The following is a 19863-nucleotide window of genomic DNA, read 5'->3' as shown; positions in this document are numbered from 1 at the left end:
CCCGGCCGGTGCCGAGGGAGCGGTCGGCGACGCGCCGCACACCCCCCGCGGCCGGCGCGCCCGGCATCCCGCCCTCGCGCGGGCCGTGCGGTACACGGTCACCGCCCTCGCCGCCGCGCTCGTCCTCTTCACGCTCCTCATGCCGAACGAGCCCGAGCGCTTCCGGCCGGCCGTGTTCACCCGCCTGCCCGTGGAGGCGATCTTCGGCGCGGCCGTCCTGCTCGTCCTGCCCAGGACCCTGCGGCTGGTGACGGCGGTCCTCGCCGGTCTGGGCCTGGGCGCCCTGACGGTCCTGAACCTCCTCGACATCGGCTTCAACGAGTTCCTCGGACGCGGCTTCAACGTCGTACTCGACTGGGTCCTGTTCGACGACGCCCGGACCTACCTGGAGGACTCGATGGGCAGGGCCGGCGCGGTCGGTGCCGTGATCGCGGTCGTCGCGCTCGTCGCCGCCGTGTTCGCGCTGACGGTCCTCTCCGTCGTCCGGCTCGCCGGCCTGCTGGCCCGGCACAGCGCCCGCGCCACCCGGGCCACGCTGGTCGCCGGCACCGTCTGGGTCGCCTGCTCGGCGCTCGGCGTGCAGTTCGCGGGCGTGCCGTTCGCCGCCCGCAGCACCGCGGGGGCCGTCCAGAACCGTGTGGACCACGTGCGGGCGACGCTCGAGGACGAGGCGGAGTTCGCCGAGGAGGCCAAGGAGGACGCCTTCGCCAGGACGCCGCCGGACCAGCTCCTCACCGACCTGCGCGGCAAGGACGTCATCATCGCCTTCATCGAGAGCTACGGCCGCAGCGCCGTCGAGGACCCGGTCATGGCGCCCGGTGTCGGCGCCGTGCTCGCCGACAAGACCGGGGAGCTGGCCCGGGCCGGATACTCGGCGAGGAGCGGCTGGCTCACCTCGGCGACGTACGGCGGCAGCAGCTGGCTCGGCCACTCGACCTTCCTGTCGGGGCTGTGGATCAGCAACCAGGCCCGCTACCGCACCGTCACCGCGGGTGAGCACCTGACGCTGACCGGCGCTTTCCGGCGCACCGGCGCCTGGCGGACCGTGGGCGTCATGCCGGGCGTCCAGAAGAACTGGCCCGAGGGATCGTTCTACGGCCTCGACGAGGTCTACGACTCCCGCGAACTGGGCTACAAGGGACCCAAGTTCAGCTGGTCGACCATGCCGGACCAGTACGCCCTGAGCGCGTACGAGCGCCTGGAGCACGGCAGGAAGCAGGACAAGCCGCTGATGGCCGAGATCATCCTGACCTCCAGCCACCAGCCGTGGGCGCCCCTGCCGAGGACGATCCCCTGGGACGAGGTCGGCGACGGCTCGGTCTACGAGGACATCCGGAAGGAGGGCAAGAAGGCGTCGGACGTCTTCTACGACTCCACCAAGGTCAAGGAGGAGTACGGGAAGTCCATCGAGTACTCGGTGACCAGCCTCGTCGACTACGTGGTGGAGTACGGCGGCGAGGACACCGTGCTGGTCTTCCTGGGCGACCATCAGCCCATCGCCAGTGTGAGCGGCCGCGGCGCCGACCGCGACGTGCCGATCTCGATCGTCGCCCACGACGAGTCCGTGCTCGACAGGATCGACGACTGGGGCTGGACCGAAGGGCTCAAGCCCGACGACACGGCCCCGGTGTGGCGGATGGACTCCTTCCGCGACCGCTTCCTGAGCGCGTACGGCTCGACGCCCCATCCCCAGGGATCGTCTTCAAAGGTGATCAAGTGATGGGGGGATCGTGCTTGTCGTGGTGCGTGTCATGAACTTCCGGATGCCGAGCGGGCTGTGCTGTCGCGGTTGCTGCCGGGTTCGGGGACCGCGGGACGGCCCCGTTCGGACGACCGTGTGGTGCTGAACGGGATCGTGTGGAAGCTGCGGACCGGATCGGCCTGGCGCGATGTGCCGGAACGGTACGGTTCCTGGAGCACGGCCACCGTCCGCTTGTCGGCGATGCCGGAGTCCGGCGATCACGGGACCACCGTCAGCACGATCTTGCCTTGGATGTGGCCCTGCGCGGCTCGCGTGTGGGCGCTGCCCGCTTCCGACAGCGGGTAGGTGCTGTCCACCCCGACCTGGAGCTCCCCCTCGTCGAACAGGCGCCCGATCTCGGCGAGCTGGGGGCCGTTGGAACGTACCTGGATGTTCGAGACGGTGATGCCCAGACGCGCCGTCTCCTGCGGGTCGTACTGGGCGAAGAACACCGGAAGCATGGTGCCGCCGCGCTTGAGCACGGTCAGGAAGCGTGAGCTGTCCGGGCCGCCGACGGCGTCGATCACCAGGTCCGCGCCGCTGACCACGTCCGCGGCCTGCGTCCTGGTGTAGTCGATGAACTCATCGGCGCCGAGCTCGCGCAGGAACTGCTCGTGCCGGCCCGAGGCCACCGCGACGACGTGTGCCCCCTTCCATTTCGCCAGCTGCACCGCGAAGTGGCCCACTCCACCGGCGGCCCCGTTGACCAGCACGGTCGTCCCCGGCGTGATCGGCACCGGCTGATGCACCTGGCCGGTGAAAGGAGACGGCACGTCGTGGCCCAGATCCACCAGGTACTGCCAGGCCGTGAGCACGGCCATCGGCGCCCCGGCCGCCTGCACGTGGTCGATACCGGCCGGCTTGTGAGCCAGGTCCGAAGCCGGCGCGGCCACGTACTCGGCGTACGTCCGGCCGTCGAATCCGGGGAACCGCAACATACCGAAGACCTCGTCACCGACGGCGAACCCCCGCACGTCCGGAGCGACCGCCCGGACCACGCCCGACATGTCCGTTCCGGGGATCAGAGGGAACTCCAGCGTCGGCCTCATCCCGGCCGGCATGACCTTCATCCCCTCACGCAGGTACCAGTCCGGCGGGTTGATGCCCACCGCGTGCACCCGCACGAGCACCTCTCCCGGGCCGATCCCGGGAACCGGCACCTCCTCGTACTGCAAAACTTCCGGCCCGCCCGCTTCGTGGAACTGGATCGCCTTCATCGCGTCTGTCGCTTTCCTGGGGGAACGTTGCTCCTTCAGTCAAGGCCCAGGACGGCATGGCCGTCCAAGACCGGTCCGGCAACCCGGTCATTCCGAAACGGCATGACGCGTACGCTGGAAGGGTGAACGATCTCGGACAGGACCTGGAGCTGCGGCTGGTGCGCTACTTCACCGTGGTGGCGGCGCACCAGCACTTCGGCCGGGCCGCCGCCGACCTGCATGTGGCCCAGCCGGCGCTGAGCCGCCAGATCCAACGGCTCGAGAAGCATCTCGGCGCACGGCTGCTGGACCGCACATCCCGGGGCGCCCGGCTCACTCCGGCCGGCCGGAACTTCCTCCCCCGGGCCCACGCCCTGCTGCAGGCCGCCCGCCAGGCCGAGCTGGCCGTACGTGAACGAGCCGGGACCGGACGCATCACCATCGGCTACGTCGAGGACCTGGTGATCACCGCCGCCGTACGGGAACTGCGCCACCGTCACCCGGGCGCCGAGATCACCACCCGGTACCTGAGCTGCCGCGACGTCGGGGCGCTGACCGACAGGCGCGTCGACGCCCTGATCGCGCGGGCCCCGCTGCCGCTCGCCGCCGACACCGTGGTCACCACCCCGCTGTACGAGGAGCCCCGGATGCTCGCGGTCCCGCGCGGCCATCCCCTGGCCGACCGCGCGTCGGTGACCGCGGAGGAACTGGCCGGCGAGGAGGCGGCGCCGTGCGCGTTCGCGACCGCGGACTGGACCTCCTACCGGATCCTCGGGACCGGCGTGCCGCCGGCCGACAGCTACGAGGACAAGCTCGAACTCGTCGCGAGTGGCAGGGCGATCGCCGTACTACCGGTCGGCGACCGGCGCAGCTCACTGCGCCCCGACCTCGTCACCGTACCGATCGAGGACGCTCCCCCCAGCCAAGTCGTCCTGGTCAGCCGCAAGGGTGACCCGAATCCGATGATCAGGAATCTCCGGCTGGCGGCCGAGGCCGCCCTGACCGCCCCGGCAGCCTGACCGGAACCAGTCGATCCGCTCGGCGTCCGACCCCGCGGAACGGCGAGCGCGCACCGTTGGAAGCACCCGGGCGCCCAGCACCTGACACCTGGCACCTGGCACCGGCAGTTCCTGGGACCGGCCCCGTGCCCCGGGAACCGTGCGGAGGAACCCGGTGCGCCGCGCTACCGCGGGCGCAGGTCCACGATGCGCCGGATCTTGCCGACCGACCGTTCCAGCGACTCCGGTTCGACGATCTCGACCCGCGCCGAGACGCCGATGCCCTCCTTCACGGCCGTCGCGATGGCGCGCGCGGCCGCGTCGCGGGTCCCGGGCGTGGCGCCGGCGCGCGCCTCGGCCCGTACGGTGAGCGAGTCGAGGCGGCCCTCCCGGGTCAGCCGCAGCTGGAAGTGCGGGGCGACCCCCGGCGTGCGCAGGACGATCTCCTCGACCTGCGTGGGGAAGAGGTTCACACCGCGCACGATCACCAGGTCGTCGCTGCGGCCGGTGACCTTCGCCATCCGGCGGAAGACCCGGGCCGTACCGGGCAGCAGCCGCGTCAGGTCCCGGGTCCGGTAGCGGACCACCGGCATGGCCTCCTTGGTCAGGGAGGTGAACACCAGCTCGCCCTCCGTGCCGTCCGGCAGCACCTCGCCGGTGAGCGGATCGACGACCTCCGGATAGAAGTGGTCCTCCCAGACGTGCAGTCCGTCCTTCGTCTCCACGCACTCCTGGGCGACCCCGGGGCCGATCACCTCCGACAGTCCGTATATGTCGACGGCGTCGATGGCGAACCGCTCCTCGATCTCCCGCCGCATCTCCTCGGTCCAGGGCTCGGCGCCGAAGACGCCCACCCGCAGCGAGGTGCGGCGCGGGTCCACACCCTGCCGCTCGAACTCGTCGAGGAGGGTCAGCATGTACGAGGGCGTCACCATGATGATCCCGGGACGCAGGTCCTGGATCAGCCGGACCTGGCGGGCCGTCATGCCGCCCGACGCGGGAATCACCGTACAGCCGAGCCGTTCGGCCCCGTAGTGCGCGCCGAGCCCGCCGGTGAACAGGCCGTAGCCGTACGCCACATGGACCGTGTCACCGGGCCGGCCGCCCGCCGCGCGGATCGAGCGGGCCACCATGTCGGACCACATGGACAGGTCGTTCCCGGTGTACCCGACGACCGTGGGCCGCCCCGTGGTGCCGCTGGAGGCGTGGATGCGGCGGATACGCTCCCGCGGCACGGCGAACATCCCGTAGGGGTAGTGGTCGCGCAGGTCCGCCTTGGTGGTGAAGGGGAAGCGGGCCAGATCGGCGAGCGAGCCGCAGTCCTCGGGCCGGAGCCCGGCCCCGTCGAAGGCGTCGCGGTAGAAGGGCACGTTCTCGTAGGCGTGTCGCAGGGAGGCCCTCAGCCGCTCCAGCTGGAGTGTGCGCAGACCGTCCGCGTCGAGCCGCTCCCCGGCGTCCGGGGCCGGCGGGTCCGTCGGGTTCGCCACAGGAACTTCTCCCTCACGCACGCGCCGTGCCGGGCGACCGATCATTCGGTCGTGCTGTCGGGGATCAAGTAATCCAGCCGTGCGGGCGGCCGTCAAGGAGCCCGGCGGGAACCGGCACTTCCCCCGGTCCTCGCCGCCCCGTCGTCCCGCCGTCCCATCGTCCCGCCGTTCCGCTGTCCTCACCGCCGGCGGGGCGCCCGTGCCCCTTCGGCCGCTTCGGCCGCCACCGACCGTGCCCACCGGTAGTCCGCCTTGCCGCTGGGGGAGCGCCGCACGGACTCCGTGATCACCAGCTGGCGGGGGATCTTGTAGCCCGCCAGATACGTACGGCAGTGGGTCCGGATCTCGTCCAGGGAGGGCCGCCCGGCGCCCTCGCGCAGCTGGACCACGGCCGCCACGTGGTTGCCCCACGTCTCGTCCGGCACCCCCGCCACCAGGGCGTCGTACACGTCCGGATGCGACTTGAGCGCCTGTTCGACCTCCTCCGGATACACCTTCTCCCCGCCGGTGTTGATGCACTGCGAGCCGCGGCCCAGGACGGTGACGACGCCCTCCTCGTCGACGGTCGCCATGTCACCGAGGAGCACCCACCGCTCGCCGTCCTTCTCGAAGAAGGTCTCGGCGGTCGCCCCGGGGTCGTTGTAGTAGCCGAGGGGCACGTGCCCGCGCTGGGCGATGCGGCCGGGCTCGCCGACGGCGACCGGTTCGTGCGTGACCGGATCCACGACCCGGGTGCGGGAGTTGACCTCGATGCGGAATCCGCGCTCCAGTCCCGAGTCGGCCGTCGCCGTGCCGTTGAAGCCGGACTCCGAGGAGCCGAAGTTGTCGAGCAGCAGCGCGTTCGGCACGAGCGCCTGGAACTGCGCGCGCACCGTCTCCGACATGACCGCGCCGGACGAGGAGACGCTGAACAGGGAGGAGCAGTCGGTGCCCTTCATGGGCCCTTCGAGCGCGTCGATCAGCGGCCGCAGCATCGCGTCGCCGACCAGCGCCACGCTCGTGACCTTCTCCTTCTCGATGGTCCGCAGCACCTCCTGGGGCACGAACTTGCTGTGGATCACGATGCGCTGGCCGAAGTGGAAGCAGATGAAGGCGGTGAGGGTCGCGGTGCCGTGCATCAGCGGGGGCGTGGGGAAGAAGGTGATCCCGTCGCCGCCTGCCGCGACCCGCTCGGCGACCTCCTCCGGGCTCTTGACCGGCTCCCCGGTCGGGGCGCCGCCGCCGAGACCCGCGAAGAACAGGTCCTCCTGGCGCCACATCACGCCCTTCGGCATACCGGTCGTGCCGCCGGTGTAGATGATGAACTGGTCGTCGCCCGAACGCGCCGGGAAGCCCCGCCCGGGGGACGCGGCGGCCTCGGCCTCCGCGAAGTCCACGGCGGGCACGGCGGGCACGGCGGGCACGGCGGGCACGGCGGGCACGGCGGGCGCGGCGGGCGCGTCCGGGGCCGGGCCCCCCACCCGCAGGAGGTGCCGCAGCGCGGGAGTGCGGGGCAGGGCCGCCGCGACCCGCCCGCCGAACTCCGCGTCGAAGACCAGCGCCACCAGGTCGGCGTCCCGGTAGAGGTAGACCAGCTCCTCCTCCACGTACCGGTAGTTGACGTTGACCGGCACGATCCGCGCCTTGAGGCACCCGAGGACGGTCTGCAGGTACTCGACGCCGTTGTAGAGGTGCAGCCCCAGGTGCTCGCCGGGACGGATGCCGCTGTCGGTCAGGTGGTGGGCGACCCGGTTGGCCGCCGCGTCCAGTTCCGCGTACGTCAGACGTCGCTCGGCTCCCGTCCCGGGGTGGTCGATGTGGACGAGGGCCTCGCGGTCGGGGACCACGTCGACGACCGATTCGAACAGGTCGGCAAGGTTGTACTCCACCGCTCCTCCTGACCCCGGCAGCCATCGACGAGTGGACGTGCGCCGTCGCTTCGCCGGTCATCAGAGCAAAGGCCGCCACGACTGTGAAGGGTCCGCGCGGAGAAAATCTGACTGTCTGTCAGAAAACCCTTGTACTGGTTCCGCCCCTCCTGCAACCTGTTCTCGTTCCTGAGACGGGAGGACGGCGATGGGCGGTACGGAACACCTCACCGTGCAGCGCGAGGGCGCCACACTGGTGCTCACGCTCAACAGGCCCGAGGCCAAGAACGCGCTCTCGCTGCCGATGCTCGTCGGCCTGTACGACGGCTGGGTCGAGGCCGACCGGGACGACGCCGTCCGCTCGGTCGTCCTGACCGGCGCGGGCGGCGCGTTCTGCGCGGGCATGGACCTCAAGGCCCTCGCGGGCCGGCAGATGGAGGGGCAGCGGCACCGGGACCGCCTCGCGGCCGACCCCGATCTGCACTGGAAGGCCATGCTGCGCCACCACCGGCCGCGCAAACCCGTGATCGCCGCGGTCGAGGGCCACTGCGTGGCCGGCGGTACCGAGATCCTCCAGGGGACCGACATCCGGGTCGCGGGGGAGTCCGCCACGTTCGGGCTCTTCGAGGTGCGGCGCGGACTGTTCCCGATCGGCGGCTCGACGGTGCGGCTGCAGCGGCAGATCCCGCGGACGCACGCGCTGGAGATGCTGCTCACCGGGCGCCCGTACTCGGCGCGGGAGGCCGCGGGGATCGGGCTGATCGGCCATGTCGTGCCCGACGGGACCGCGCTGGAGAAGGCCCTGTCCATCGCCGGGCGGATCAACGCCTGCGGGCCGCTCGCCGTCGAGGCGGTGAAGGCGTCCGTGTACGAGACCGCCGGGATGAGCGAGGCGGACGGGCTCGCCGCCGAGTTGAAGCGGGGGTGGCCGATCTTCGACACGGCCGACGCGCAGGAGGGGGCGCGGGCTTTCGCCGAGCGGCGTCCGGCCGTGTTCCGGCGGGAGTGACGGTGGCTCCGCCCGGCCGTTTCGCCCCGTGGCCGGGTTGTTCGTCGCTGCGGGTTCGTCGTGGCCGATCGCGCGGTTCCCCGCGCCCCTGCCGGGGCGCTGCCCCTGACCGGGGTTTCGAGTCCACTGTCCGTGAGGAGATCCCCGTGGCCGAAGTTCTCAAGGCTCCCCTTGTCGTGGAGTTTCCGTTCACCCGGTCCCTCGGGCCCGTGCAGAGCGCGTTCCTCAGCGGGCTGCGGGAGCGGGTCGTGCTCGGGGTACGGGGCGGGGACGGCCGCGTCCTCGTCCCGCCCGTCGAGTACGACCCCGTCACCTCCGAGGAGCTGGACGAGCTCGTCGAGGTCGCGCCCACCGGGACCGTCACCACCTGGGCCTGGAACCACGAACCCCGCCGGGGGCAGCCGCTCGACCGGCCCTTCGCCTGGGTGCTGGTGCGGCTCGACGGCGCCGGCACCGGGCTGCTGCACGCCCTCGACGCGCCGGACGGGCCCGGCTCCGTGCGCACCGGCATGCGGGTCCGGGTCCGCTGGGCCCAGGACCGCTCCGGTGCCATCACCGACATCGCCTGCTTCGAGCCGTACGAAGCAGGCGAAGCGGGCACACCGGGCGAGGCCGGCGAACCGGCCCCCCACGACGGGCGGTTCGCGGACCCCGTGACCGGCATCGTCGCGCCCGCCCGGCTCGACTACACCTACTCGCCCGGGCGGGCCCAGAGCGCCCACCTCCGCGCGCTCGCCGAGCGGCGGGTCGTCGGGGAGCGCTGCCCGTCGTGCCGCAAGGTGTACGTCCCGCCGAGAGGAGCCTGCCCCACCTGCGGCGTGGCCACCTCCGAACGGGTCGAGGTGGGGCCGCGCGGGACCGTCACCACCTTCTGCATCGTCAACATCAAAGCTGCGCATACGGCGAATCTCGACATCGAGGTGCCGTACGTCTACGCGCACATCGCCCTCGACGGCGCCGACCTCGCCCTGCACGGCCGCATCGCCGGCATCCCCTACGACCGGGTGCGCATGGGGCTGCGGGTCGAGCCGGTGTGGCCGGACGGGGGCGGCCACCCCGACCACTACCGGCCCACCGGCGAGCCCGACGCGGACTACGAGACGTACAAGGAGCTGTTGTAGATGCCCGTACCGAGGCCGCTCAGGGACATCGCCGTCGTGGCGTTCGCGCAGAGCGACCACCGGCGCACCAGCGACGAGCTCTCCGAGGTGGAGATGCTCCTGCCGGTCCTGCACCGGGTGCTGGACCGGACCGGGCTGCGGACCGGCGACATCGGCTTCACCTGCTCCGGCTCCACGGACTACCTCGCGGGCCGCGCCTTCTCCTTCACCATGGCGCTCGACGGTGTGGGGGCCTGGCCGCCGATCTCCGAGTCGCACGTGGAGATGGACGGGGCCTGGGCGCTGTACGAGGCGTGGACGAAGCTCCTCACCGGCGACGCGGACACCGCCCTCGTGTACGCCTACGGCAAGTCGTCCCCCGGCTCCGTGCGCGACGTGCTGACCCGGCAGCTCGACCCGTACTACGTCGCGCCCCTGTGGCCGGACTCCGTCGCCCTGGCCGCCCTCCAGGCGCAGGCGCTCGTCGACGCGGGCGACACGGACGAGCCGGCGCTCGCCGCCGTCGCCTCCCGCAGCCGCCGCGCCGCCACCGGCAACCCGCACGCCCAGCTGCGGGGTCCGGTACCGCAGGGCGACTACGTCGTACGCCCCCTCCGTACCGGGGACTGCCCGCCCATCGGGGACGGGACCGCCGCCGTGGTCCTGGCGTCGGGGGAGCGGGCCCGCGAACTGTGCGAGCGGCCCGCCTGGATACGGGGCATCGACCACCGCATCGAGGCGCACGGCCTGGGCGTACGGGACCTGACCGACTCGCCGTCGACGCGGCTCGCGGCGGAACGGGCCGGAGCCTTCGACGCGCCGGTGGACACGGCCGAGCTGCACGCGCCCTTCAGCTCCCAGGAGGTGGTGCTGCGCAGGGCCCTGCGGCTGGACGACAGTGTCGAGGTCAACCCGTCCGGGGGCGCGCTCGCCGCCAACCCCGTCATGGCCACCGGTCTCATCCGCATCGGCGAGGCGGCCGACCGGATCCGCCGCGGCGACTCCGACCGGGCGCTGGCGCACGCCACTTCGGGGCCCTGCCTGCAGCAGAACCTGGTCGCCGTACTGGAAGGAGACCCGCGATGAGCGGCGCGACGAGTACTGCGACGGGCAAGGAGCCCGTGGCCGTCGTCGGCATCGGCCAGACCAAGCACGTCGCGGCCCGGCGGGACGTGTCGATCGCGGGACTCGTCCGGGAGGCGGCCCGGCGGGCCCTCGACGACGCCGAGCTGGACTGGCCGGACATCGACGCCGTCGTCATCGGCAAGGCCCCCGACTTCTTCGAGGGCGTCATGATGCCCGAGCTGTACCTCGCCGACGCCCTCGGCGCGGTCGGCAAACCGATGCTGCGCGTCCACACCGCGGGCTCCGTCGGCGGGTCCACGGCGCTCGTCGCCACGAACCTGGTCGCGGGCCGCGTCCACGGCACCGTCCTGACCCTCGCCTACGAGAAGCAGTCCGAGTCGAACGCCATGTGGGGCCTGTCCCTGCCGGTCCCCTTCCAGCAGCCGCTGCTCGCGGGCGCGGGCGGCTTCTTCGCCCCGCACGTACGTGCCTACATACGCCGCACCGGCGCGCCCGGCACGGTCGGCTCGCTGGTCGCGTACAAGGACCGCCGCAACGCGCTCAAGAACCCGTACGCGCATCTGCACGAGCACGGCATCACCCTGGAGAAGGTCCAGGCGTCGCCGATGCTCTGGGACCCGATCCGCTACTCGGAGACCTGCCCGTCCTCCGACGGCGCCTGTGCGATGGTCCTCACCGACCGCGCCGGCGCGGCCCGTTCGCCGCGGCCGCCCGCCTGGCTGCACGGCGGCGCGATGCGCAGCGAACCGACGCTCTTCGCGGGCAAGGACCTCGTCTCCCCGCAGGCGGGCAAGGACTGCGCGGCCGACGTGTACCGGCAGGCGGGCGTCGCGGACCCCCGCCGCGACATCGACGCGGTCGAGATGTACGTCCCGTTCTCCTGGTACGAGCCCATGTGGCTGGAGAACCTGGGGTTCGCCGAGGAGGGCGAGGGCTGGAAACTCACCGAGTCCGGGGTCACCGAACTGGACGGCGACCTGCCGGTCAACATGTCGGGCGGGGTGCTGTCCACCAACCCCATCGGGGCCTCCGGGATGATCCGGTTCGCCGAGGCCGCGCTCCAGGTGCGCGGCCAGGCGGGGGAGCACCAGGTCGACGGCGCCCGCCGGGCGCTGGGGCACGCCTACGGCGGCGGCTCCCAGTTCTTCTCGATGTGGCTGGTCGGAGCCGCGCCGCCCGCCTCCTGAACTGTCCCCCTCGCATGGCCTGTGCGCGGCGGTGACCGAAAGCTAGGCTGGCCGCGGACGACGAAACCGGGAGGAGCACGGACGTGGCCGAGAGCACCATCCAGCAGCACCCGCTCGCGGGCTGGGACAAGCCGGAGCTTGACCTCAGCAGCGCCGACTGGCATTCGAGCAGCCGTGGGCAGGGGGATGTCCAGATCGCCTTCGTCGAGGGATTCATCGCGATGCGCAACAGTGGCCGCCCGGAAAGCCCATCCCTGATCTTCACCCCGGCGGAGTGGGGCGCGTTCGTGTCGGGGGCGCGGGAGGGGGAGTTCGACCTCACGTGAAGGGAGCGCGCGGGGGTGTGAGGGGGCGTGCGGGGGTGACGGTCCGACACCGGGGTGGCCCGGCACCCGGACGGTCCGGCACCGGAACCGGTCCGGCACGGGCGCGGGCCGCCCACCTGCGCACCGCCGAAGCAGCCGTTCGTCCCGGTCGTCGCCCGGCCGGCACGGCGAGCGCCTCGCGGTGACCCCGCGGGAACACCCGGTCGAACGCCCCGGCCGGTGACGGCCGGACGCACCCGCGGCCCCCGCGGCCGCCTCGACGAGGCCGTGCGGACCGCCGGGCAGTACGGTTTCGCGCGGCCGTTCCCCGCCGCCGTCGTCTTCCCCGACTCCCAGACCGTGTACGGCGAGCTGCTGCCGGCCCGCGGGGTGTGCGCAACCCCGCCCGGTGCCCGTGGCAGCTGCACCTGACCCGGGCCGAGAGCCACGACACCCCGGAACGGGCGGTGGCGACGGCGTCCGAGGCGGTGCGGCGGGCCAGGCTGTTCGGTGCGCCCTCGGCGATCGGCCAGGCGCTGCGCGCGACGGCCGACGTCTCCTCCGGCCCGGCCCGCCTCGCACTCCTGGAGGAGTCCGTCGGCCATCCGGAACGCTCCCCGGCGGCGTACGAACTGGCTTGCTCCCCCGTCGCCCTCGGCACGGAGCTGCGCCGGGGCGGCCGGCCCGGCGAGGCCGTCGAGCACCTCCACCGGGGGTTCGACGCGGCCGTGCGGTGCGGGGCCGACGGACTGGCCGGCACCGCCCGCCGCGAACTCGCGGCCGCCGGGTCGCGGCCCCGCCGCCCTCGCGGCACCGGGACGGACACGCTGACGGCCGGGGAGCGCACGGCCGCGGAGCTGGCCGCGCGCGGACTCCCGACGGCGGCCATCGCCGAGAAGCTCCGCACGGGGGAGCCGACGGCGGTGCGGCCGCTGTCTGCGGTGTACAGAAAACTGGGGACGGACCGGGCGGGACTGGAGGCGGCACCGAGGTCCGTGCCAGGGCCCGTACCGAGGTCCGTGCCAGGGCCCGTACCCGAGGTCCGTACCGGGGGCGGTGCGGGAGGAGGGCCCGGGGGGCCAGCCGCCCCGTACCGACCGGTCCGTGACGGCCCGGGGCCGTCGCCCGCGGGCCGGCCGTCCGGGCCGCCGTCCGCTGGCCGCCCGCCGTCGCCCCCACGGCGGACCACCCCCCGGTGCACGTACCATTGCGGCATGTCCTTCCTCCGCCGCCGCAGCGCCACTCCCGCCGGGCCAGACTTCGACGTCCTGGCCATGGATCCGGGCGACTGGCCGGGCAATCTCGGCGCGGGCCTGCTGCCCGCCCCCGACGGCAGCTGCCAGGGTGTGTTCCTGCGGTACGACCTCTTCGGCGGGCGCGGCCCGGCGATGATCATCGGCAATCTGCCGGAGGGCTCCCCGGCCCGGGACGTCCCCGAGGGAGAGGTCCCCTTCGAGGTCGCCCAGCTGCTGCTGGCGCTGGAGAACGGCGAGGAGGTCACCGTCGTCGGCGCCGAGGACATGCCGGTGATGCAGGGCGACAACCTCCTCATCGTGCGCCGCCTCAAGCTCTCCGAGACGCGCATCAGCTGTGTGCAGTTCGACCGCAGCGACAAGGTCCTGGTGACCATCGCGGCCTGGGACCGCCCCATCACCGACGACCTGTACGCACTGCTCAAGCCGCTGCCCGCGGAACTGTTCCAGCAGGCCTGAGCCGGCGGGGCCGCCCCCGGCCGGACGGCCCGCCCCTGTTCGAAGGCGTCACGGGGGACCGTCCAGGAAATGGAAACCGGGCTGCGGGTGCATGAGGAAGTCGTGGTGGGAGATGTTCCACGCGTAGGCACCCGCGAGCCCGAACGCCACCCGGTCGCCCGCCCGCAGCGCCGGTGCCGGGACATCACGGGCCAGCACGTCCTTCGGCGTGCACAACTGCCCCGCGAGCGTGACCCGTTCACCGCGGGCCGCCGGCCGGGGCCACGGATGCGGCCAGTCCTCCACCGCGAGCAGGGTGCAGGGCTGGTCGTGCCCCTTGGTCGCGGGAGTGCGCAGATGGTGCGTGCCGCCGCGCACCACGGCGAACTCCGCGCCGTGGCTGTGCTTCACGTCCAGCACCTCGGTCGCGTACCAGCCGCAGTACGCCGTCAGCGCCCGCCCGGGCTCGATGCGGAGCGTCGGTCCCGGGTACCGGGCGACGAGCCGGGCGAGACCCTCGCCGTACGCGGTCCAGTCGAACCGCTCGCCGGGCGCCGCGTAGTCGACCGTCATGCCCCCGCCGACGTTCACCTCGGCGAGCCGCACCCCGTGCCGCCCGGCCAGCCGGACGGCCCACTCCACGACGGACCCGGCCACCGCCAGCTGTTCCCGGGCCCGCAGTCCACTGGCCAGGTGGGCGTGCACGCCCCGGAGTTCCAGGTGCGGGAAGCTGCCGTCGGTGAGCAGACCGATCACCCTGTCCGCCTCGGACGGGTCGAGGCCGAAGGGGGTGGGGCGCCCGCCCATCGCCAGGGAACCACCCGCCAGCGCGCCCGCCGCCACGGGGAGGTTGAAGCGGGGCAGGACCCCCACCCCGGCACCCGGTGCGACCTGCCGGGCCAGTTCGCCCAGCATGCGCAGCTCGTACTCGCTCTCCACGTGGAAGCGCTCCACGCCCAGCTCCAGCGCCGCCACGATCTCGGCCGGGGTCTTGCCGGGCCCGCCGAACGCCAGCGGGCGGCCCGGCACCGCCTTCGCGACATGGGAGAGTTCGCCGCCCGACGCGACCTCGTAACCGTCCACGTACGGGCCGAGCGCGGCCAGGATCGCGGGCTCCGGGTTGGCCTTCGCCGCGTAGTACAGCTCGACGCGCCCGGGCAGCGCGTCCCGCACGGCCGCGGCGTGGGTACGCAGCGCCGTCAGGTCGTAGACGTAGGCGGGAAGTTCGTCCGGGGTCAGGGAGAGCACGTGTTCCCGTACGGCGTCGGTGAGGACAGGAACGGGAGCCGGAACCGGAGCCGGAGTGGGAGTCGGAGTGGGAACGGGGGCGGGGGCGGCAGTCATCGGGTGCCTCCGGTCGTCGGGTGGCGCGGGATGCCCTCGCCGAGCGGGGAGGGCAGCGGGACGTAACGTGCCTCGCGGTCGGCCCTGCGCCCCCACCGGGTGAGGAGGTTCGCCTTGGCGGGCAGCGGCACTCCCGCGAGCAGCGCGGCCAGCGGCGGCGGGCAGCCGTACAGGTCGGCGTACGACCGCAGGGCGGCGCGGACCTGCGACCACAGCGCGGGCTCGATGCGCGGGTGCAGATCGGCGAGGGCGGCGAGCAGTTCGGCGACGTGGTTGACGAGCAGGCAGTAGACGACCCGGTCCCAGCCGCGCCGCGCGTCGTAGGTCATCGGCCCCGCGACCTCGGGCGGCAGCGAGGCGAGGGTCCCGGCGTGGTGCTCGGGCACGAGTTTGGTGCCCTCCAGGTCGCGGAAGATCACCTGGGCGGGCATACCGTCGCCGTCGACGCAGATCAGCACGTTCTGCAGATGGGGTTCCAGCACCAGGCCGTGGTCGAAGCAGGCGGCGAGGACGGGCGGCACGAGCAGTCCGAGGTAGGCCGCCCACCAGTCGAGCACGGCCGACGGACCGGCCCCGTCGAGGAGGCGGGAGACGTGCGCCGGACCGGTGGGGTACTCGTCCGCCACGGCCGCCGCGAGCAAGGGGGTGGTCCCGGGCAGGAGGTGCCGGTCCAGGCCCTCACGGACGATGACACCGAAGCCTTCGAGCATCTCGCGGTCCGGCGCTCCGCCGGGGCCCGGCAGGGCGAGGCTGCGGTACGCGGGCTCCCGCAGCACCGTGCCGCGGGGGAACCGGGCGGTCAGGTCGGCGAGCACCGGATCGAGCACGCGGGTGAGCGCGACGGCGCCGGACAGCTCGTAACTCGCGTTCTTGCGCCAGCAGTTGGTGATCCGGATGTTCAGGCTGAACTTCAGGAACGTCTCGCCGTCGTACAGGGTCCGTACGGACGCGGTGGCCGCGAAGGGCCTGCCGCCGGGGCCGAGGTCCAGGACGTCCCCGCGGCCGAGGGCCGCGCGGAGCGCCGGGTGCCCGCGCAGCATCGCGTACTGCCAGGGGTGTGCGGGCAGCAGCCGGTACCCCTCGGGAACAGCGGTACGGCCGTCCGGCCGGTCGAGCACGTCCAGGGCGCCGGGCTCCGCCGCCTCCTCCGCGATCAGGTGGTCGCGTACGGCGAGGTGGCGCAGCGGAAAGGCCGCGGCCGCCTCCGGCGCGTAGGCATGCCAGGACTCCGCGTCCCCGGTGCGCGCCTTGGGCGTGGGGTGGAAGCGGTGCCCGAACAGCAGCGACCGCTCGGAGGCGAGATAGACGGACGGGGACGCGGACGTGCCGGTGCCGGTTTCGGTTTCGGCGCGTGCGGCGAGGGACGCGGCGACGGCCCGGTGACTGGAGTCGAGCTGCGCGAGGAACTCCTCGTTGTGCACGCCGGTGCGCAGGGCCAGCTCGTCCCGCGTGTGCTCCGCCAGCCGCCGCCAGCCGATCTCGCTCCAGCCGCCGTCGGCCGTCCGTTCGCTCACCGGACCGGTGAAGCGGTGCGCGCCCAGCATCGACGTACGGCGCAGCGCGACCCGCAGCAGCACACCGCGACGGGGCAGCCGCACCAGCAGATGGCGGTCGGTGAGAGCGGTCTGGTGCTCGGGGGCCGACACCTCCCGCAGCAGGCAGTTGAGGAGCGTGTGCGCCACCACCTCGTCCGCGGAGGGGAGCCGGGTCCGCGCGGGACGGCCGGGGGCGGGGCGTGGCGTGCCGCCGAGCGACTCGGTCAGCGAAGGCATGTGCGGCTCCAGCGGGTGCTGAGGGAGGAGGAGGGCGGTCGCGCCCACGGTGATCGGGGGCGGCCGGGGACCGGCGGTACGCCGGCCCGGGGGCGGCGTGCCGCGTCGCTCATGCCGGAGGTCCGGCGCGCAGCAGGTAGTTGGGGCCGCTGGTGTAGTGCTTGTTGATGTCCGTGGCGCCCGAGCGCTCCTTGGTGAGGAGCGTTCCCGCGGTGACCATCGCCTTGACCGGCAGATACGGCGCGTCCAGCACCCGGGCCCGCAGTACGGCACCCGGTTCACCCGCTCCCGTGCCCAGCCGTTCGGCCGCCTCGGCGAGCCGGTCGCGCACGAGCCGCAGCAGCACCGCCAGCGGTGCGCGGCCCTGCCGTGCGAGCCCGAACGCGTAAGCCCCCGCGCACAGGTGGACGGTGATGGTGGTGAACAGGTCGAGGACCGGCTGATCACTCGTGCCGAAGATCCGGGGGTCGGCGAAGTCCCCGGGTCCCGGCGCCTCGTCCCCCAGCCGCTCGTTCAGCCGCACCCCGTTGACGCGCGGCCCGTCGTTGTCCTTGAGCAGCAGCCGCAGCCGGGTGCGGCCGTCGTGCGGCCGGTCCAGGACCAGCGAGATGTTCTGCTGGTGCGACTCCAGCGCGATCCCGTAGCCGAACAGCGTGGTCTGCCAGTCGAAGAGCAGGGCCAGGCAGGAGTCCAGCAGCGCGAGGAGGTCACCGCCGTAGAAGCGGTCGGCCAAATGGTCGACGACCAGCCGCCCGCCGGGCGCCTCGGCCTGCAGGGCGGCCATCGGCACGACGGCGGAGTCCTGGAGGCCGTCCGGGTGACGCCGGAACAGCGCGGCGAGCAGCTCGTGCCCGGCGTGCGCGTACACCGTCTCGTCCGCGTGCAGGACCGTGCCGCGGAAGCGCGGCTCACGGGCGAGGACCCGCTCGATCAGACGCTGTCCCGCGGCTCCGTCGACGAGCGTGCCGGGCTTGATGGTCCGCCGGTTGAGCAGTCCCAGTGTGGCGATGGGCAGAGGGAGTTTGATGTGCAGGGAGGGTTCCGCGACCAGCGCCACGGTACGCATCGAGAGCGTCGGTACGACGTCGGTGTGGGCGCGCCCGGCGAGCACGGCCCGGCCGGTGAGACCGGTGGCGCGCAGCGCCTCCTCCAGCGGGGCCCCGGCGGTCAGCGGGTGGACGGGCAGGGCCACGTGGGTGCGGTCGAGCTCCGGGAGGCCCAGCGCCGCCGGCGAGGGCCAGCGGTCCGGGAACGCCCCGGTCACCGCGTCCCCGGGCACGGCGAGCCAGCGCAGGGCGAAGCGCGGATGCGTCTCCGGCGCGTACGCCCGCAGTTCGGGCTCACCCAGTCCCGACCGGCCGCGCGCGGTCGGATACACGGGATGGTCGAGGTGGGCTGCGAGGGTGTCGTACGCCAGTGCGCCGGACGGTCCCGACCAGCCGGTCAGGTCCGCCCCATGATGTTCCGTCAGCCGGGCGACCGCCTCGTCGCGGACCGCGGTGTGCACCCGCAGGGCGGCCGACGCCCGGCGGCACTCCTCGGCGAAGGCGTCGAAGCCGTCCAGGTCCCGCGGGTCGGCGAGGACCCGCAGGGCGGCGAGGATCGCGTCGCACGTCCCGTGGCGGACGGGCGCGGTGTCCCCGCCCTCCTCGCCCTCCTCGACGAGCAGCGGCAGCCGGGCCGCGTACGCGCACTGGAACCCGTCCACGGCGACGGGCAGCAGGAAGGACCGGCCGTCCCCGTACGGCCGTCGCCACCACGCGCCGTCCGCCCGGTGCACGAGCCCGCCGGCCGAGCGCAGCCCGGCCACGTCCTCGCGCAGCAGCGCGCTGAGGACCCGCATCACCAGCTCGCCCTGGCTGCCGGCGCCCGCGCCTTCCGTCACGGCCGGATCACCCACCGCTGCCCGGCCAGGAACCCGGTCACCGCCCGGTCCACGGCTTCCTGGTCCGTCCCGACGGCCCGCACCACGCCGAGGAAGTCGCGATTGGTACGGTACACCTCGTGCCGCTCGCCGATCGCGCGCAGGGGACGGTAGGACAGCCGGACGCCGCCGGCCGCCAGGTCCACCGCCCCGGGGGCGGCGGTCAGCGTCCCCGCCGTCCCGGCACAGGGATAGTCCAGCCGGGCCACGCCGTCGCGCCGCGCCCCGAGGTCGGCCGGCAGGGGCTCGCCCAGGTGGGTCCGCAGGATGTGCTCGAACAGCGGGATCCCCAGCAACTGCGCCAGCAGCAGATCGCACTGGTCGCCTATGGCGCGGTAGTTGACCTCGACGAGCCTCACCCGGCCCTCGTGCAGCACGAACTCGGTGTGGCAGGCGCCGAAACCGACGCCCAGTGCGTCGAGCCGGGACAGCACCTGGGCGAGGACCGGTTCCGGACGGGACGGGACGAAGGTCAGCCGTTCCTCGACGAAGTACGGCGGCGGGGACAGCACGGTGTGGAAACCGCCCAGGACATGGCGTACGCGGCCGTCGCCGAGCGTCTCCAGGGTGTGCAGCTCCCCGGGCAGGTACTCCTCCACGACCAGCGCGGCCCCGGGGCGGCGGCGCCTGATCTCCGCGCAGCGCGCCACCAGTTCCTCGCGGTCCCCGACGAGCACGACGTCCTCGCTGGCCACGCCCTCGCGCGGCTTGACGACGCAGGGGTACGGCGGGTCGAGGGCGGCCACGTCCGTGCGGTCGGTGATCTCGGCCGACCACACCGGGTCCGCCCCGGTGGAGGCGAGACGGCGCCGCATCTCCGCCTTGTCCTTGGTGCGCAGGGCGGCCCGCCAGTCCTTGCCCGGCAGGCCGAAGTACGCGGCGGCCAGGGCCGCCTGGGTCTGCAGGTGGTCGCTGTTGGTGAAGACCGCGTCGGGGCGGCCGAGGGCCGAGACGCGCGAGACGACGGCACGGAAGTCGCGGACGTCGCACTCCAGGACCTCGACGTCCGGGTACACGTGCCGGTGGGCCTCCGGCTGGTCGGTGAGGACCGTCGGGTCCAGGCCCAGCCGGGCCGCGGCGGGCAGGAACCCTTCCGTGACGGAGTCGGTCGGATTGCGGGCCAGCAGGTACATGCGCATGCGACGGGACAACTTCCGCTTCTGTGAGGGCGGTTGC

Annotated in this window: 16 protein-coding genes and 1 pseudogene; 10 read left to right on the top strand and 7 right to left on the bottom strand. The window is 73.3% G+C overall.

The genetic code is table 11. From position 1 onward, the window contains the following. Positions 1–1720, top strand: a 1720-nt coding sequence (locus KM933_RS33740; RefSeq protein ID WP_221359646.1) for an alkaline phosphatase family protein, incomplete at its 5' end; no start/stop codon positions are given. A gap of 48 nt (positions 1721–1768) precedes the next feature. Next, positions 1769–2047: pseudogene (locus KM933_RS39950) on the top strand (transposase); the annotation flags it as partial. On the opposite strand, the gene KM933_RS33730 reads toward KM933_RS39950, so the two are convergent. After that, the gene (locus tag KM933_RS33730) at positions 1960–2958 is read right to left on the bottom strand and encodes an NADP-dependent oxidoreductase (protein ID WP_221359636.1); all 999 of its coding nucleotides are present in this window, start codon (positions 2956–2958) and stop codon (positions 1960–1962) included. The pseudogene KM933_RS39950 and the gene KM933_RS33730 overlap by 88 nt on opposite strands. A 122-nt stretch (positions 2959–3080) precedes the next feature. Between KM933_RS33730 and KM933_RS33725 the strand changes: the two genes are divergently transcribed. Beyond that, a complete protein-coding gene (locus KM933_RS33725) occupies positions 3081–3956 on the top strand; it encodes a LysR family transcriptional regulator (protein ID WP_308013635.1) in 876 nt (291 codons plus the stop codon). A 164-nt stretch (positions 3957–4120) separates the two neighbouring features. Here KM933_RS33725 and paaK read toward each other — a convergent pair whose 3' ends face one another. Continuing rightward, positions 4121–5422 carry a phenylacetate--CoA ligase PaaK gene (gene paaK, locus KM933_RS33720; protein WP_308013634.1) on the bottom strand — a complete coding sequence of 434 codons (1302 nt, stop codon included), beginning with the start codon at positions 5420–5422 and terminating at the stop codon, positions 4121–4123. A 179-nt stretch (positions 5423–5601) separates the two neighbouring features. Beyond that, positions 5602–7290, bottom strand: a complete 1689-nt coding sequence (locus KM933_RS33715; protein ID WP_221359630.1) for an acyl-CoA synthetase — start codon at positions 7288–7290, stop codon at positions 5602–5604. Between the two features lie 187 nt (positions 7291–7477). On the opposite strand from KM933_RS33715, the gene KM933_RS33710 reads away from it, so the two are divergent. The 7 genes from KM933_RS33710 (at position 7478) to KM933_RS33680 (ending at position 13668) form a co-directional block, all read left to right on the top strand. Next, the gene (locus KM933_RS33710; RefSeq protein WP_221359620.1) at positions 7478–8278 is read left to right on the top strand and encodes a crotonase/enoyl-CoA hydratase family protein; all 801 of its coding nucleotides are present in this window, start codon (positions 7478–7480) and stop codon (positions 8276–8278) included. 146 nt (positions 8279–8424) lie between these two features. After that, the gene (locus tag KM933_RS33705) at positions 8425–9399 is read left to right on the top strand and encodes a Zn-ribbon domain-containing OB-fold protein (protein ID WP_221359618.1); all 975 of its coding nucleotides are present in this window, start codon (positions 8425–8427) and stop codon (positions 9397–9399) included. Next, positions 9400–10464, top strand: coding sequence for a thiolase domain-containing protein (locus tag KM933_RS33700; RefSeq protein WP_221359617.1), 1065 nt, complete (start codon positions 9400–9402; stop codon positions 10462–10464). It begins immediately after the preceding gene. Further along, a complete protein-coding gene (locus KM933_RS33695) occupies positions 10461–11651 on the top strand; it encodes a thiolase domain-containing protein (RefSeq protein WP_221359608.1) in 1191 nt (396 codons plus the stop codon). The genes KM933_RS33700 and KM933_RS33695 overlap by 4 nt, the downstream gene beginning before the upstream one ends. Before the next feature lie 83 nt (positions 11652–11734). Beyond that, positions 11735–11977, top strand: a complete 243-nt coding sequence (locus KM933_RS33690) for a DUF397 domain-containing protein (protein ID WP_055617755.1) — start codon at positions 11735–11737, stop codon at positions 11975–11977. Positions 11978–12196: 219 nt separating this feature from the next. Next, the gene (locus KM933_RS40425; RefSeq protein ID WP_308013633.1) at positions 12197–12388 is read left to right on the top strand and encodes a hypothetical protein; all 192 of its coding nucleotides are present in this window, start codon (positions 12197–12199) and stop codon (positions 12386–12388) included. Between the two features lie 782 nt (positions 12389–13170). Beyond that, entirely contained in the window at positions 13171–13668 is a 498-nt protein-coding gene (locus tag KM933_RS33680) for a hypothetical protein (protein WP_221359657.1), read from the top strand. A 48-nt stretch (positions 13669–13716) separates the two neighbouring features. Here the strand turns inward: KM933_RS33680 and KM933_RS33675 are convergent, their stop codons facing one another. The 4 genes from KM933_RS33675 to KM933_RS33660 form a co-directional block, all read right to left on the bottom strand. Further along, positions 13717–14991, bottom strand: a complete 1275-nt coding sequence (locus KM933_RS33675; RefSeq protein ID WP_221359606.1) for a type III PLP-dependent enzyme — start codon at positions 14989–14991, stop codon at positions 13717–13719. Continuing rightward, positions 14988–16763 (bottom strand): IucA/IucC family protein, encoded by a 1776-nt coding sequence (locus KM933_RS33670; RefSeq protein WP_221359604.1) that lies wholly within the window; start codon positions 16761–16763, stop codon positions 14988–14990. The genes KM933_RS33675 and KM933_RS33670 overlap by 4 nt, the downstream gene beginning before the upstream one ends. 109 nt (positions 16764–16872) lie before the next feature. After that, positions 16873–18606 (bottom strand): IucA/IucC family protein, encoded by a 1734-nt coding sequence (locus tag KM933_RS33665; protein ID WP_221359656.1) that lies wholly within the window; start codon positions 18604–18606, stop codon positions 16873–16875. Between the two features lie 38 nt (positions 18607–18644). Beyond that, complete coding sequence (locus KM933_RS33660; RefSeq protein ID WP_221359602.1) at positions 18645–19826, bottom strand: ATP-grasp domain-containing protein; 1182 nt, start codon at positions 19824–19826, stop codon at positions 18645–18647. Between the last annotated feature and the right edge of the window lie 37 nt (positions 19827–19863).

Source organism: Streptomyces beigongshangae (assembly GCF_019710745.1).
Taxonomy (GTDB): Bacteria; Actinomycetota; Actinomycetes; order Streptomycetales; family Streptomycetaceae; genus Streptomyces; species Streptomyces beigongshangae.
This window is presented reverse-complemented; position numbering and strand designations above follow the sequence as displayed.